Source organism: Flavobacterium cheniae (assembly GCF_004363695.1).
Taxonomy (GTDB): domain Bacteria; phylum Bacteroidota; class Bacteroidia; order Flavobacteriales; family Flavobacteriaceae; genus Flavobacterium; species Flavobacterium cheniae.
The window spans coordinates 870,991-887,836 of the sequence record NZ_SNZC01000001.1; the positions used below are offsets into that span (position 1 = coordinate 870,991).

14 protein-coding genes and 1 riboswitch are annotated in these 16,846 nt (G+C 31.8%); of the genes, 11 read left to right on the plus strand and 3 right to left on the minus strand.

Annotated elements, in window-relative coordinates; translation table 11 throughout:
• Positions 1-81 precede the first annotated feature (81 nt).
• A riboswitch (cobalamin riboswitch) is annotated at positions 82-282 on the minus strand.
• Between the two features lie 264 nt (positions 283-546).
• The 4 genes from C8D80_RS04225 (at position 547) to C8D80_RS04240 (ending at position 4,347) form a co-directional block, all read left to right on the plus strand.
• The gene (locus C8D80_RS04225) at positions 547-1,677 is read left to right on the plus strand and encodes an ABC transporter substrate-binding protein (protein WP_133607691.1); all 1,131 of its coding nucleotides are present in this window, start codon (positions 547-549) and stop codon (positions 1,675-1,677) included.
• A gap of 25 nt (positions 1,678-1,702) precedes the next feature.
• On the plus strand, positions 1,703-2,728 hold the full coding sequence (locus C8D80_RS04230) for a FecCD family ABC transporter permease (protein WP_133607693.1): 1,026 nt from the start codon (positions 1,703-1,705) through the stop codon (positions 2,726-2,728).
• A gap of 2 nt (positions 2,729-2,730) precedes the next feature.
• Positions 2,731-3,516 carry an ABC transporter ATP-binding protein gene (locus C8D80_RS04235; protein ID WP_133607695.1) on the plus strand — a complete coding sequence of 262 codons (786 nt, stop codon included), beginning with the start codon at positions 2,731-2,733 and terminating at the stop codon, positions 3,514-3,516.
• Between the two features lie 69 nt (positions 3,517-3,585).
• A complete protein-coding gene (locus C8D80_RS04240; RefSeq protein ID WP_133607697.1) occupies positions 3,586-4,347 on the plus strand; it encodes a dienelactone hydrolase family protein in 762 nt (253 codons plus the stop codon).
• Between the two features lie 58 nt (positions 4,348-4,405).
• Here C8D80_RS04240 and C8D80_RS04245 read toward each other — a convergent pair whose 3' ends face one another.
• Positions 4,406-4,972, minus strand: a complete 567-nt coding sequence (locus C8D80_RS04245) for a pseudouridine synthase (RefSeq protein WP_133607699.1) — start codon at positions 4,970-4,972, stop codon at positions 4,406-4,408.
• Between the two features lie 401 nt (positions 4,973-5,373).
• Here C8D80_RS04245 and rmuC point away from each other — a divergent pair, with 401 nt between their 5' ends.
• From rmuC to C8D80_RS04280, 7 genes are all read left to right on the plus strand, one after another.
• Complete coding sequence (gene rmuC, locus C8D80_RS04250) at positions 5,374-6,753, plus strand: DNA recombination protein RmuC (protein WP_133607701.1); 1,380 nt, start codon at positions 5,374-5,376, stop codon at positions 6,751-6,753.
• A 3-nt stretch (positions 6,754-6,756) separates the two neighbouring features.
• Entirely contained in the window at positions 6,757-7,134 is a 378-nt protein-coding gene (locus C8D80_RS04255; protein ID WP_133607703.1) for a 6-phosphogluconate dehydrogenase, read from the plus strand.
• Complete coding sequence (locus C8D80_RS04260; RefSeq protein WP_133607705.1) at positions 7,135-7,695, plus strand: acyl-CoA thioesterase; 561 nt, start codon at positions 7,135-7,137, stop codon at positions 7,693-7,695.
• Between the two features lie 73 nt (positions 7,696-7,768).
• Entirely contained in the window at positions 7,769-8,893 is a 1,125-nt protein-coding gene (locus C8D80_RS04265) for a hypothetical protein (protein ID WP_133607707.1), read from the plus strand.
• 31 nt (positions 8,894-8,924) lie between these two features.
• Positions 8,925-10,985 (plus strand): FG-GAP-like repeat-containing protein, encoded by a 2,061-nt coding sequence (locus C8D80_RS04270; RefSeq protein WP_133607709.1) that lies wholly within the window; start codon positions 8,925-8,927, stop codon positions 10,983-10,985.
• Between the two features lie 103 nt (positions 10,986-11,088).
• On the plus strand, positions 11,089-12,996 hold the full coding sequence (locus C8D80_RS04275; protein ID WP_133607711.1) for a transglutaminase-like domain-containing protein: 1,908 nt from the start codon (positions 11,089-11,091) through the stop codon (positions 12,994-12,996).
• A 9-nt stretch (positions 12,997-13,005) separates the two neighbouring features.
• Positions 13,006-15,150 carry a DUF3857 domain-containing protein gene (locus tag C8D80_RS04280; RefSeq protein WP_133607714.1) on the plus strand — a complete coding sequence of 715 codons (2,145 nt, stop codon included), beginning with the start codon at positions 13,006-13,008 and terminating at the stop codon, positions 15,148-15,150.
• A gap of 35 nt (positions 15,151-15,185) precedes the next feature.
• Here the strand turns inward: C8D80_RS04280 and C8D80_RS04285 are convergent, their stop codons facing one another.
• Both C8D80_RS04285 and C8D80_RS04290 read right to left on the minus strand, forming a co-directional pair.
• Complete coding sequence (locus C8D80_RS04285) at positions 15,186-16,064, minus strand: DUF5777 family beta-barrel protein (protein ID WP_133607716.1); 879 nt, start codon at positions 16,062-16,064, stop codon at positions 15,186-15,188.
• Between the two features lie 11 nt (positions 16,065-16,075).
• On the minus strand, positions 16,076-16,843 hold the full coding sequence (locus C8D80_RS04290) for a T9SS type A sorting domain-containing protein (protein WP_133607718.1): 768 nt from the start codon (positions 16,841-16,843) through the stop codon (positions 16,076-16,078).
• Positions 16,844-16,846 lie beyond the last annotated feature (3 nt).

Genomic DNA, 16,846 nt, shown 5'->3' on the forward strand with positions numbered 1-16,846 from the left:
TTTAAGGTTAATAAAAAATTTAATAAATTGGGGAGAAAAGCACAGAATTTACCCATACTCAAACTTTTTTTCCCGAAAGTTTGTTACTCAATGAATGTGGCAGGTCTCCTGGCTTGCGTCTTGTTATCAACCTTCTCATTCGCAAAGGCGAACAATGGTAATGTAGATAATAACAAGCTTTATAGCTTACAGTTGCGGGTACAGCTTAGGTCTTACACCTAATTCCCTTTTAATGTTGTTTTGAAAAATTCAGAAACAACAACCAAAATTCGAGGGCAAAGGTATTATATTTTTATAAAAATGCAATATTTACTAAACATCTTTCAAAAAACTACTTCTTCTTATTCATCTTACGCCACAACCAAATAAAGCCAATAACAAAATGTGCTAAAATAATAGTTGCTACTGCATAAAGGAAAGCGTTTGAATCTGTTCTCATGTTTTTTTTATGACAAATTTAGTGGTTTTTGATAAATCGTTTGGCATCATTTGTTACATATAATCTGTTTTTGAATGTAAAGTACTACTTTTGCAAAAAACATTTTCATGCGCCATTATTTCTTGTTAGTCGTTTTATTTTTGGGATTTATCCAATGTAAAAAATCGGAAAGTTCTGCAAATCTGAATACTTCTGTTCAAAATAGCATTCAACATGCGGAAGGATTTTCTATTGAAAAATATGATGGTTTTTCGGTTGTAAAAGTTTCGAATGCGTATCCTGAAGCTAAAAATGATTACACTTACATACTTCATAAAAAAGGCGTTCAAATTCCAGATAGTTTACAACAATTTACTTCGATTGAAGTACCAATTAAAAAAGTAATTGTAACATCAACAACACATATTCCTGCTTTAGAATCATTAGGTGTAGAAAATACATTAATTGGTTTTCCAACAACACAATATATTTCATCTGAAAAAACAAGATCTTTAATCGATGCTGGAAAAGTGCGAGATTTAGGTTCAAATCAAGGATTAAATACGGAAGTTATTTTAGACATACAACCTGATGTCATTGTTGGTTTTAGTGTGGATGGCGATTTGAAAACCTATAAAAACTTAGAAAAAAACGGTCAAAAAATCATCTTCAATGGCGATTGGACCGAAAAAACACCTTTGGGAAAAGCCGAATGGATTAAGTTTTTCGGCGCTCTCTATGATTTAGACGAAAAAGCAACTGAAATTTTTAACTCGATTGAGAAAGAATATAATTCGGTATTAACATTAGCAAAAAATACAAAAACCCAACCGACTATTTTTGCAGGTGCTATCTACGAAGACCAATGGTTTTTACCACAAGGCGATAGTTGGGCGGCCTATTTCTTAAAAGAAGCTAACGGAAATTATCTATGGAAAGATTCCAAAGGAACGGGAAGTTTAGCATTATCATTCGAAAGTGTTTTAGACAAAGCCAAAGATGCTGATTTTTGGATTGGTCCAGGACAATTTGGTTCAATTCAACAAATTTTGGATAATAATCCAAATTACATTCATTTCAAAGCGGTTGCAAACAAAAACGTATACTCATTTAGTACCAAAAAAGGCAAAACAGGTGGCGTAATTTATTACGAATTAGCGCAAAATCGACCAGATTTGGTTTTGAAAGATATTGTAAAAATTTTACATCCTGAAGTATTGCCAGATTATGAGTTGTTCTTTTTTGAGAAATTAAAATAACGTAATTTAGCCAAAAATTCAACGCATGCCATTAACCAAAAAACAAAACTTTCTTTTTATCATCTTACTTTTAGTAATGGTGTTTTTGTTTTTGGTGAATATTAGCTTAGGTTCCGTTTCTATTCCTATAAAAGAAGTGGTTAACGGACTTTTATCGCAAAAAATGAGTAAGGAAAGTTGGGAAATTATTCTGTGGAATTTCCGCTTTCCAAAAGCTATTACCGCAATTTTAGTAGGAATCGGACTTTCGATGAGCGGATTGTTAATGCAAACGTTGTTCAGAAATCCATTGGCTGGACCTTATGTATTAGGATTGAGTTCGGGTGCAAGTTTGGGTGTGGCGTTTATTATCTTAGGAACTGGATTTTTACCAACATTCATTTCATCTTTCTTCTTATCGAATTACGGATTAGTTTTAGCTTCAAGTTTAGGTAGTTTTTTAGTTTTGATGGCGGTTTTATTGGTTTCCCAAAAATTAAAAGATACCATGGCAATTCTAATTGTCGGTTTGATGTTTGGAAGTTTCACTAGTGCTATAGTTTCGGTTTTATCCTATTTTACTTCGGCTGAAAAATTACAAAAATTCACTTTTTGGTCGATGGGAAGTATTTCGAATTTATCCTGGAATGAAATTTCGCTTTTATCTTTTTTTGTTATCATCGGAATTGGAATTAGTTTTATGGTTATCAAACCTTTAAACGCTTTACTATTGGGAGAAAAATATGCTCAAAGTATCGGAATCAATTATAAGAAAACCCGTTTTTTAATTATAATGGCAACGAGTATTTTAGCTGGAAGCATCACCGCTTTTGCTGGTCCGATTGCTTTTATTGGCTTGGCGGTGCCACACATGGCGAAATTGTTGTTTCAAACGAGTAATCATTTTGTGTTGTTTTGGAGTACACTTTTACTTGGCGCGATTGTGATGCTTTGTTGTGATACTATTGCTCAAGTTCCAGGAAATGATATAACCTTACCAATAAATGCGATAACTTCTGTAATTGGAGCGCCAGTAGTAATTTGGTTGTTAGTTAGAAAGAAACGATTTTAATTATGAGCGAACAAAATTTCACCATACAAACCCATAATCTTTCGATTGGCTATAAATCCAAATCGGAAACGATTACTATTGCTCAAAATATCAATCTTGGTTTAGAAAAAGGGAAATTAATCGCTTTAATTGGTGAAAACGGAATCGGGAAATCTACTTTATTAAAAACAATAACTGGAATTATTCCTCCTTTACAAGGCGAAGTTTCTTTACTCCATAAGTCGCTTCAAAGCTATAAACCACTTGATTTAGCGCAAGAATTAAGCATCGTGTTAACTGAAAAATTGCCTCCAAGTAATTTAACCGTTTACGAAATCATCGCTTTAGGAAGACAGCCATATACTAATTGGTTAGGTACTTTATCCGAAGAAGATACAATCAAAATTGAAGAAGCAATTTCGTTAACCGAAATCCAACATTTGGTTCATAAAAAACACGATGAAATTAGCGATGGTCAATTGCAAATTGCTCTAATTGCTCGTGCTTTGGCACAAGATACTTCGATTATAATTTTAGATGAACCTACAACGCATTTAGATTTGGTTCACAAAGCTACTTTGTTGAAATTATTGCAAAAATTAACCCACGAAACTGGTAAAACCATCCTCTACTCTACGCATGATATTGATTTAGCGATTCAAATGACAGACGAAATGATTGTGTTTACACCAACTCAAATTGTACAAGACCAACCTTGTAATTTGATTCAAACTGGGATTTTTAATACCTTATTTGATACCGAACATTTGACTTTTGATGCTACAATTGGTAAGTTCAAAATCAAATAATTTATTCCAATTTTACCTTTTGTTTAACGCTAAGTGTCTTCAATTTTCATAATTTTACTAAAAAAAGTTATGAAGTACATTTACATTACATTACTCTTAGCAACAATGAATAGCTTTGGACAATTAGTAAAAGTAGATTACGCCGATGGTAATCAAAAATTAGAAGGTTTTTTTGCTAAAGCACAAAAAGCTAATCCTAAAAAAGCAGGTATTATAGTTCTTCCAGCTTGGATGGGCTTAGATGCACATGCTAAAGAATCAGCTGAAGCATTAGCTAAATTAGGTTATCATGCTTTTGTAGCAGATATTTACGGAGTTGGAAACAATCCAAAAAATACAGGAGAAGCTGGAAAAAATGCAGGTTTCTACAAAAACAATCCAGCAGAATATCAAAAAAGAATTCAATTGGCTATTGACCAATTAGTAAAAGCCGGTGCTGATAAAAATCAGATTGCGGTAATTGGATATTGCTTTGGCGGAACAGGTGCTATTGAAGCGGCTCGTGGTAACTTAAATGTAAAAGGAGTGGTTTCTTTTCATGGTGGCTTAAGAAAAGCAGCGAATAGTCCAACTAATGAAATTAAAGCAAAAGTTTTAGTATTACATGGTGCAGACGATCCTTATGTTCCTGCAAAAGAAGTGGAAGCTTTTCAAACCGAAATGCGAGAAACTAAAGCCGATTGGCAAATGATTTATTATGCAAATTCGGTTCATGCTTTTACACACAAAGATGCAGGAAATGATAACAGCAAAGGCGCTGCCTACAACGAATTAGCCGATAAAAGAAGTTGGGAAGCAATGAAAGCGTTTTTCTTAGAAATTTTCAAATAATCTTTATAGTATTTCAAAAAACTAAAACAGTTATTTCGTCGGAAATAGCTGTTTTTTTTTACACATCAAAACCACTGACTTCCAAAACTTCTCCTGCTTTTAAGTCATTCAAATGAATGTTTCCTACACGCACGCGAACCAATCGTAATGTAGGAAAACCAACAGCCGATGTCATTTTTCGTACTTGACGAAATTTTCCTTCGGTCAAAGTTATCGAAACCCAAGAGGTTGGTCCGTGACGCTCATCGCGAATCTTTTTACCACGTTCGCCTATATTGGGAACAGATTCTAATTTAAAAGCCTTGCACTTTTGGGTTTTGTATTTTTTACCATGTAAACCGATTTCAACTCCGTTTCTTAATTGTTCTACAGCTTCTTCTGTAATGATTCCATCGACTTGCGCGTAATATTCTTTTTCTACTTTTTTGCTTCGGACAATTTCGCTCATCATGCCGTCTGTAGTTAGTAAAAGTAAGCCTTCAGAATCTTCGTCTAAACGACCAATTGCCATCGTATTTTCGGGAAAATCATATAATTCGCCCAACAACTTTTTCTTGCGTTTTAATTGGTAAATAAACTGCGATAAATAACCGTAAGGCTTGTGAATAAGAAAATGATGATGCATTTAGAAAATTACGTTTAAGAGGCAACGAAGATAGTAAAAACTCTTGGAGTGATACAAAAAATAAGGAGGCCTTGTTTAAGACCTCCCTGTGTCGATTTTGATTTATTACGTTTTTCTGATCTGCTATAACTTGAGAGGAATAAACGACTGAATCTCTTTTTAGATATGTAACTAATGATATATTCAATAACTAATCAAAATCACATAGTAAAAGTACAAAACATTTTAACACAAATAAATGATTTTTAAACGTTTAACATATAATTATCATTAGCATTCGACGAACGAATCATTACATCGACGAACTTATTTTCAATAAAATTTCGAAGAGTTTTAAGTACTAATATAGCTTCAAATTTTATTTTTTGTTACATTTACATTGTTAAATAAAATCAACCACCATGTCACAAACACTTTTAGTACTTGCCGCATTTATCATTGCCTTAGGAATTGGAATTTTTATTGGAAAAATCTTATTTTCCGCCAAATCGCAATCCGAAAAATCAGGTTTAGAAGAACGAATTAACGGACTTTTAGGTCAAATTGAACAATTAAAAATCCAATTTCAAACCGAGAGAAATCAGTTTGAAAAATCGTTTGCCCAACTTTCATCCGAAAAAGAAAACGTTCAAAAAGAAAAGGAATCGTTAGCCATTCATTTAGCAAAAAAAGAAAATGATTTTGAAAATCTTTGGGAACGCAATAAAGAACAAAAGCAAGAAGTAGAACAACTTCAGGAGAAATTCACAAAAGAATTTGAAAATCTAGCTAATAAAATTCTGGAAGAAAAAACCGTAAAATTCACCGAGCAAAATAAGGAGAATTTGAAAAATATTTTGTCACCTTTACAAGACAAAATCCAACTTTTTGAAAAGAAAGTCGAAGATACGCACAAAGAAAGTATTGATTATCATGCCGCATTACGCCAACAAATATTGGGACTTCGCGAAATGAACGAACAAATGAGCAAAGAAACCATCAATTTAACCAAAGCCTTAAAAGGCGATAGCAAAATGCAAGGGAATTGGGGCGAATTGGTGTTAGAACGCGTTTTAGAAAAATCAGGATTAGAGAAAGATAGAGAATATTTCGTGCAACAAAGTCATGTTACTGAAGAAGGCAATCGTGTGTTCCCAGACGTTATAATCAATCTTCCTGATGGCAAAAAAATGATTATCGATTCAAAAGTAACGCTAACCGCTTACGAGCGTTACATAAATGAAGAAGATTCGGATGTAAAAAATCAATATTTAAAAGAACATATTGTTTCGATAAATCGTCATGTGGAGCAATTGGGCAGCAAAAATTATCATGATTTGTACCACATGGAAAGTCCTGATTTTGTGTTGTTGTTCATTCCTATTGAGTCTGCATTTGCAGTAGCTTTAAATGAAGATACAAGCTTGTACAACAAAGCTTTCGAGAAGAATATTGTGATTGTAACGCCTTCTACCCTTTTGGCAACATTACGCACGATTGATAGCATGTGGACGAACCAAAAGCAACAAGAAAATGCGATTGAAATTGCGCGTCAAGCAGGCGCATTATATGATAAATTTGAAGGTTTTGTTGGCGATTTGATTAAAATTGGTAAGAAAATGGATGAAGCCAAAATTGAATATGGTAACGCCATGAACAAATTGGTTGACGGAAAAGGAAACTTAATTACCAGTGTTGAAAAGTTAAAGAAAATGGGGGCTAAAGCAAAAAAAGCATTGCCTGAATCGGTTTTGAAAAGAGCAGAAAACGAAGAAAATTTACTAACAGAAGAAAATAATTAACTCATGAATACAGTAAGAAAAATTTTGGTTTACTTCCTATTAGTGGTAACTATAGGTTTAATAGGTTATACATTGTTTATTTACAATTTTACCTTGAGTGATGGTGTTAGAAGTGGTGTTTTATCGAAATTTAGTAATAAAGGTGTTATTTTCAAAACTTGGGAAGGCGAACTAAATGAAGGTTTTGGAGCTACGCGATTTTTCCCATTTTCAGTTGAAGATGGTGAAGAAAAAGTCATAGAAGATTTAAAAAAATACCAAGGCCAATATGTAAAATTGGAATATAAAGAACGATTAAAAACATTACCTTGGTGGGGAGATACACATTATTTTATTGTAAAAGTAACTCCTGAACAATCACCATATTTTAATAGTAAATAGATGGAAACAGCTAATACAGTTAAAGCATCCAAAATTACGTTGTCAGAGTTAATGCTGCCTTCGCATTCTAATTTTAGCGGAAAAATCCATGGTGGTTATTTGTTAAAATTAATGGATCAAATTGCTTTTGCATGTGCATCAAAATATTCGGGATGCTATTGTGTCACAGCTTCTGTTGACACGGTTGATTTTTTAAATCCTGTGGAAATTGGTGAATTGGTTACTTTAAAAGCTTCAGTTAATTATGTTGGTAAAACTTCAATGGTTGTGGGTATTCGAGTAACATCGGAACACATTCAAACAGGAATTAAAAAACATTGTAATTCGAGTTATTTTACAATGGTTGCCAAAGACGAATCGGGAAATAATGTAAAAGTTCCAAAATTGATTATTTCTAATATGGAAGAAGTGCGTCGTTTTTATGACAGCATCAATCGCATTGAAAACAAAAAGAAATACAAAGAATTGGAAATGACTTTTGATTATCATTCGGAAGATGCACTCAATAATTTAAAAAATTATAATGTTGAAATTTCAGAAAAACTAACTAACAACATCTAACTCTCGTAAAAAAATTGTCATTTTAAAAAAAAAGTTATATTTGTTATTACAAAAACAAACAAAAACTACTAATATGACAAAAAAATACGCAATTCTATCCTTTTTTGCTATTTCGCTTCTTATATTTTTTTCTTGTACTGACAATGATGATGAAGAATATACTCCTATTTCACCAGTAACTGTAGATTTAACACAGGTTCCATATCCTAAATTATCTGACTATCATTTTTTTGACGGAGAAATGAAGAATCAAGCTCCTTCATTAAATGTTTTACCTTACGAACCAATTTCTTCTTTATTTACCGATTATGCGCATAAAAAAAGATTTGTTTGGTTACCAAATGGGTTGAAAGCAACTTATAATGGTGATGATCAAATACTAGATCTTCCTGTAGGTGCTGCCATTATTAAAACTTTCTATTATGACAATGTGCAACCTACTAATACTACAAAAATCATTGAAACACGAATTATGATTAGAAAATCTGAAGGATGGATTTTTGCTGATTATGTTTGGAATGACGAGCAAACTGAAGCTTATTTAGATTTGAATGGAAGCACAAAAAATATCACATTTAAAGATGAAAATGATGTAACCCGAACTGTGGATTATCGTATTCCAAATGAATCGCAATGTATTGTTTGTCATAAAACTAAAAGCTATGAAAACGGAAATTATGTTCAAAAAAACATTCCTATTGGGATAAAACCTCAAAATCTAAATAGTTTGTTTAATTATGGAAACGAAACTAAAAACCAATTAACAAAATGGATTGACGCTGGATTATTAACAAATAATTTCACTTTACCTTCTGAAACAAATACCATTGTTGATTATAATGACAGTACTAAACCTCTTGAAAAAAGAGTTCGCTCCTATTTTGATATCAATTGCGCTCATTGTCACAAAGAACACGGTCACTGCGATTACAGACCAATGAAATTTGCTTTTTCGGAAACTTATAATAATTTAACAAACATGGGAGTTTGTGTAGACACTCAGGATATGCAAAATTTTGAGCCTGCCCTTTCCAAAATTGTTACCCCAGGAAATATTTACAGATCTATGCTTTACCACAGACTTAATACTTTAGATGAAACATACAGAATGCCTTTACATGGACGAACAGTAATTCATGAAGAAGGCGTACTTCTTGTTGAAGAATGGATTAATTCATTAACAACACCTTGCAACTAAAAACAAACCTACCAACTAAAACATCTCAACTATGAAAAAAACTACTTTTTATTTTTTATTTTCATTATTTTCTACTTTAGGAATACATGCCCAGGACAATTGCGGTACTGCCTTACCAATTTCAGGTCCTGGAATTTACACGGTTGGGGTTATCAACGGAACGCAGCCTAGCACTTTTTGTGCGCCTAATAATGCTATTCCAACAGGAAATATTCCAGCTGGTGAATGGTATGCATATACTCCAACTCAAAATTACTCGGTAACAATAACATCTGATATTGCCGCAAACACACCAAGAAAAGACACTCGTGTTCACATTTATACTGGTAATTGTGCGGCTTTAACATGTTTTGCAGGAGATGATGATACGGGTTCAGGTTATTCTTCTGTTGTAAATTTTAATGTAGTTGCTGGAACAACCTATTATATTGCTTGGGACAACAGATGGTTAAATACCACAAACAATATAGGATTCAGTTTTCAATTATCTGAGAGTACAATTTTAGTACCTACAACACCTGTTTCATATACTACACAAACCGTAGCTACTATTAATAGCGGTTACAATATTTGCGTTGTTGACATGAATGGCGACTACAAAGATGACATTGTTGGTATAAGTGCAGCTAATATGAGAATTCATTATCAAACTTCTACTCCAGGAACTTATACAATTACTGATTACACTTTAACTGGAACCGTTTTACAACCAAATTGGAGTTTAGCAGCTGGAGATTATAACAAAGATGGTTTTAACGATATTGTTCTAGGTAATGGAAGTGGCGCTACAATCTTAACATCAAACAGTACTGGAACTTCATATACTACAAACACTCCTGGTCAATACATTTTTTCACAAAGAACAAATTTTACAGATCTAAACAACGATGGAAATCTAGACATTTTTGTTTGTCATGATATTGCTCCAAGTTGCTACTATTTAAATAATGGAACTGGTGCTTTAACTTTTTATCAATCAACAGTAACTCCAGGTGCAATGAGCATTGCAACAACTACAGGAAATTACGCTACTTTATTTACAGATTTTGATAACGATGGAGATTCTGATGTTTTTGTATCCAAATGTTCTGGTCCTCCTTGTGAATTATATCGTAATGACGAAAATGGAGTTTACACTAATATTTCTGCTTTAGCTGGAATCAACATCACACCTATACAAACTTGGTCATCTGCTATTGCTGATTTTGATAACGATGGTGATATGGATATTATAATAACCGCAAGTTCTGGAGCGCATAATTTTTTCAGAAATAATTTAGACACTACAAATGGAACTGAAGAAGCTTACTCTAATATTACTGCAGGTTCTGGATGGGACACCAATTTATCAACAAACACTGACAACATTGCTTATGATTTCGACAATGATGGTAAAGTAGATGTAATTGGAGGTGGAAATAAAATCATGTTTAATCAAGGCAATAATACTTTTGCTCCAGTTACATACACTGGATTAGGGGTTTCTTCTGTGGGAGATTTAAACAATGATGGCTTCTTAGATTTTCAAAGCGGTACAACTATTAGATATGCTGTTCCAAACGGAAACAATTGGATAAAATTCAATCTTCAAGGTGTTCAAAGTAATAGAAACGGAATTGGTGCAAGAGTAGAAATTCATGGAGCTTGGGGAAAACAAATTAGAGACATTAGAAGTGGTGAAGGATTCAGACACATGAGTACTTTGAATGCTCATTTTGGAATTGGTACAGAAACAGCAGTAACACAAGTTGTGGTTATTTGGCCATCAGGTGTAGTTGATGTTATCAATAACCCTAACGTTAATCAAGCTTTAACCATTATTGAAGGCTCAAGCCCGTTAAGTTTAGTTGATAATGGTAATTCAAAAATTAAATTATATCCTAACCCAACATCTGATATTCTTACACTTTCAAATATCGAAATGCTATCTATTAAAAACATTTCTATCATTTCAACATTAGGAAAAGTAGTTAAAAATGTACAACTTTCTAATTCAAGTATTTCTGTTTCAGATTTGTCTGAAGGATTTTATATTCTTTTAATTGAAACAGAAGACGGTAAAAAATATTCAGAAAGTTTTCTAAAAAAATAAGTCTATTGTTTTTTGATTAAAAAATAAAAACTGCCTTTAATAAAAGGCAGTTTTTATTTTAATATGTAAACTATTTTTTTATATTATTGCAAATTATTTTAACATGAAAATTTCTCCATTTTTATTCGTCCTTTTCCTTTGTATTTCATCTGTTGCCCAAAAAAATGCAGATCCATCTCCGGAAGAAATTAAAACTGCAAAATCGATACGAGAAAAGTACGATAAATTTGATATCGCAATTCTTAACAGTACCGAAAAAGTAACTTTTAATATTAACAAAACAAACGATCTTGTTGAAGTTAATTACAACGTAAAAGAACACTTAATGAATATTAATCATAGAGCTGATATTCAGAAATATGAATTTTATGACAGCCAATCTACAATTGAAAATTTCTCATTAAAATACAAAACTGACAAACAAGCCAACTTTTTTGTAAATGATGAATTTTATAAAAGCGATGACTTATTTTATAATGATGCACGAGTAAAATTCATGCAAGTTGATTTTCCCGTTCAAGGTTATACTTACAAATACCAAATGGAAAAGAAAATCAAAGACAGTAAATATTTTACAAGTATTTATTTTAGTGATGAATTTCCAGTTATTGAAAAAAAGGTAATTATTGAAATTCCAAAATGGTTAGATTTAGAAATTAAAGAATTTAACTTTGATGGATTTGCAATCAAAAAAGCAATAACGCAAAATGCTGAGAACACCATTTACACCTACACAATTGAGAATTTAAACGGAAACCCAAAAGAAAATTATAGTCCAGGACCAAGTTTTTTATATCCACATATCTTATTTGTTGCGAAATCATTTTCGGTTAAAAATGACAAAAAACCTCTTTTTAGTTCTTCAGCTGATTTATATAAATGGTATAAATCGCTTGTAAATTCAATGAAAGATGATCCTACTATTTTTGCTGAAAAGGTAAAAGAACTAACTGCAAATGCTAAAACCGACGAAGAAAAAATAAAAAACATCTACTATTGGGTTCAAGATAACATCCGATACATTGCTTTTGAAAACGGAATTGCAGGTTTTAAACCCGATGATTCTCAGAATGTTTTCCAAAAAAGATATGGCGATTGTAAAGGAATGGCCAACTTAACAAAACAAATGCTAAAACTAGCTGGATTTGATGCTAGATTGTGTTGGATTGGAACCAACCATATTGCTTATGATTATAGTACACCTTCGCTATCTGTAGACAATCACATGATTTGTGCTTTGATTAAAGATGGTAAAAAATACTTCTTAGATGGAACAGAAAAATATAATTCGTTTGGAGAATACGCTCAAAGAATTCAAGGAAAAGAAGTATTAATTGAAGATGGCGATAAATTTATTTTAGATAGAATTCCAGTACAAAAAGCAGCTTCAAACACAGAAAAAAGTGTAATTAACTACGTAATTGAAAACGAAAGCTTAAAAGGAAAAGTAAAAGCAGAATATCTTGGCGAAAGTAGAGCTTCCTTTTTATACAGCTATAACTCTATAAAAAACGATAAAAAAGAAGATGCATTACGATGGTATTTGAATTCGAGAGATAAAAATTGTACTGTAACTAACATTAAGACTTCCGATTTATTAAATAGAGATCAAAAACTAACTTTGGATTATGATGTTTCCATTGCCAATCATGTTTCTTCTTTTGACAATGAAATTTATGTGGATTTGAATTACAACAAAGAATTCAATTCATTCGATTTTAAAGAACGTAAAACCGATTTCATGTTGAGCTACAAATCATTTGACGACATTACGATTAGTTTACAAATTCCTGATGGTTATAAAGTAACAAAAATGCCTGAAAATATTTCGATAATTACAGATGATTATACCATTTCAATGAAATATGAAGTAAAAGGAAATACGTTAGAATATACCAAACAATTCCAATTTAAAAACGGAATCATCAAGTCATCAAAATTTAATGATTGGAAAAATCATTACGCAACAATTCAAAAAAACTATTCAGAACAAGTTGTTTTAACCAAATAAAAATCCAAAATGAAATTCAAATTATTCCTACTAACCTTTATTTGGGTTAGTCTTTCACAAGCGCAAACAAAAGACGAAATTAAAGATTTCTTTTGGGGCAAAAACGACGAATACAAAAGCCAAAATACTGTTCCAGATAAGTATAAAAACGAATCTGCAGTAGTAATTTACAAATATGAAGATTATGATTTTCATAAATTTGGTAAAAGCGTAACTTTTAGATCGGCATACAGAAAAAGAGTAAAACTAAACGATCAAGCTGCCGTTACAAGCTTTTCAGAATTTAGTTATTCTGAAAAATTAAATCCAAGATATGGAGCAGTAATAAAAACAGTTATTGGTATAAAAATTATTAAACCAAACGGAACCGAAAACATTATTAATACTGAAAAAGAAGCCGTTACCGTTGACAAGGAGAAAAAAATTGCGGTTCCAAATTTAGAAATTGGCGACATTATTGATTTCTATAATTATAGTACAGAAACCTTCAGTTCTACTTATGAATTTGGGTTTGATGCCGTGGAAAGAACGCTTGGCGAAAGTTATCCCATTTTAAATTACAAATTAACTTTTCAGACCGAAAATGATTTCTTTGTTAACTTCAATACTTACAATAATGGTCCAGAATTAAAACAAATTCCGTTAGAAAAAAGTGGCGAACGCAAATATGAAATTGTTGCAACAGATATTCCAAAAAACGATTTCCCAAGATGGTTTTTACCATTAGTAGAACTTCCTTGTTATAAATTTCAAGTTTATTTTGCGCGTTCGGGAAAATTTGAACAAAGAGCCGCCGCTTTTTTACCTGAAAAAGAAAGTATCATTAAAAGAACAGTTTCTAAAGAAGATATTTTTAATTATTATGATACCAAATTTTATCCATCAGGCAATTTAAATGATGTAGAAAACTTTTTAAAAGGTAAAAACTTTAAATCTAATGAAGAAAAAGTAAACGCTGTATATTATTTTATGCGTCATCAATTTTACACAAGATACATTGAAGCTTTTGTAATTAACGATGCTAATATTATGAATCCTTTTGGACTTTATGGTTATGATCCTGTTTTCTTTACAAAAGAGGAACAGTTTATTAATTATTTCATGCAATTTCTAAAAAAGCAAAAAATCGAATTTGATATCATAGTTGCTACGGGAAGAGAAAATGGTCCAATAAGTGATGTATTAATTCAGGAAAACATTAGAATTCTTTTAAAAGTAAATACAGAAAGTCCTATTTATTTCGGAATTTTTGATCCTTTTTCTATCCCAAATCAATTTGACAGTACTTTAGAAAATACAAAAGCTTATGCTTTAAAAGTTTCAAAAAGTAAAAAAGTAAGTGATATTGAAGAAATAAAACTTCCAGGTTTAACCTATAAAGACAACGTCACAAAAGTGACAACTAATCTTTCAGTAAATACAGATTTTACAACTGCAAATGCCACAAAAATTTCTTCATTATATGGTCATAATAAAGAGTTTGAGCACAATAGCAAAATTTTCTTCTATGATTATATTAGTGAAGATTATGAAAAATATGGAACTAGTCCAGTTTTAGATTTAGTTCGAAAACAAAAAGACAAAGACAAATACAAAAAAGAATACGCTGCTTTAATTGAAAAATTCAAACAAAATCAGGTTGAAAAATTCAAAAAGGAAATTGAAGAAGAATACGACATTAAAGTTGACAAACATGATTTAAAGGTTGATAAAACAGGAAGATTTGCAATCAATGAACCATTAGTGATTACAGAAAACTTCACTATTACTTCAAATTTTATCAAAAAAGCAGGAAACAATTATATTTTAGATATTGGAAAATTCATCAGTTCACAAGTGGATATTGAAGAAAAAGAATACGAAAGGACCAATAACATCTATACCATTTTCCCACGTTCTTTTGAATACACTATTAATTTGGATATTCCAGAAGGATATACTGTTAGTGGTTTAGAAAAACTAAACGTAAAAGTGGAAAATGAAACAGGAAGTTTTGTGAGCAAAGCCGAAATAAAAGACAATAAATTAGTTATTGTTTCCACAAAAAATTACATCAATTCGTACGAACCTAATGCCAATTGGAAAAAAATGATTGCCTTCTTAGATGCGGCATACCAGTTTTCACAAGAGAAAGTATTACTTAAGAAGAATTAAAAAAAAACCGAGCTAAGCTCGGTTTTTTTTATGCTTTAAAAAACTCGTACCAAATTAAATCCAAAACCAAACTCGCCTTTTCCCCAATCACCTACTGTTTGTCCTAGATAACCTGTTTCATGCATTGCCGTTGCGTTAGTAAAATGCATTTGAAAAACGTGTCCGCCAGTTTCTAAATCAAAACCTATCGATAGCGGATTTTTATAAATAGATTCGTTAGCGCGATTTAAATGAGCAACATAATCTACATTAAACGACCAACGTTTAGTTAACTTATAACGACCTCCAATTCCTATTGCATATTGTGTATTTTCTTGAGGATTAGGAGAAATAACCATATTATTTTCATCTAAAATATCACGTAATGTATTTTCGTGAAAAAGGGTTGGCGCTAATTCCAATGACAATTTTTCTGAAAATTTTCGAGAAATTAAAATTTGAGTAGCAAAACTCAGACGATTTTCAAATTCTAATTTTGGATAATCTTCTTCTTTTAATTCGGTATTAACGGCAACACTATTAAATCCAACAATAGTCACTGGAAAGTTATTTTCTCCTTGCGCAAACAAGCGATATTTTGCTGCTGCATCATAGGTTTCTTGAAAACCACTTCTTGCTACGTGAACGGTTAACCATTCATTTACTCCGTAAAGAAATTTTAATTGAGTATTGGCGTTGTCTAATCCAAAAAAATCGTCAAATCCATTATTTACAAATCCAAAGCGATGCGCTACCACAAAATAAAAATCACCCTTTGCGGCTAATTTTGTAGATTCTAAATTCACAATTTTTAACGATTTAAAAGCCGATTCTACCTTTTGATTTTGAGGTACAGAATCGATTTCACTTAATAAATCATCTTGGGCAAATCCCAAAAATGGGAACATCAAGGCAAAGAAGAATGTTTTTTTCATAAAATTTGTTATTAATCTAATATTAGAATTTTAGAAGCTAATCCATTATCAGAATCAACTTTAACTATATACGTACCTTTTTGCAAATTGGATGTTTCTATTCTTGAGGAAGTTGTATTTAGTGATTCCTTTTTAACCAATCTTCCTAAGTAATCATATATTAAAACGGTTGCATTAGAAGTTAAATCAGATAAATCAATAGTAACATAGGCTTTAGCAGGATTTGGATACATCATAAACTCTGACAATACAAAATCGTTGTTTCCTAAAGTAAAATTAGCCGAAGTAACTCCTCTTCCACCATGATACGATAAAGTGTAGCTGTTTGCTGTACTTCCGTAAGCCCAAATCAAACTTATTGGATTTGGATTGGATGAGAATGTATAATCATTTGTGTCTCCCGTACTCAATGCTCTAGTAGCAATAATAGTTCTAACAGTGCCACTTACTGTATTTGATGTTATGGTCCAATGCTGACTTGGATCTGAGACTGGTGCAGAAAACCCAGTTAGATAACGATCAAATGAAGGCAATGCAACTGTATTCGCATGACAAACCACTACATCTGTTCCTGCGGTCATTGAACTAGCTCCAAAACCTAAAGCAAACCAGCGATTAGAAGGTCCAGTTAAAGTAAGCGTTACCAAAGTGTTTACATCAATCTTAGCCGTCATAGCAACACCTGCTGTATTATTCAAACTAATTGTTCCAGTTGAATACCCTTGTGCCGAACTGTAAAAAGTGGCTAAAAAATAAAATAAAAAAGTAATTTTTTTCATAAT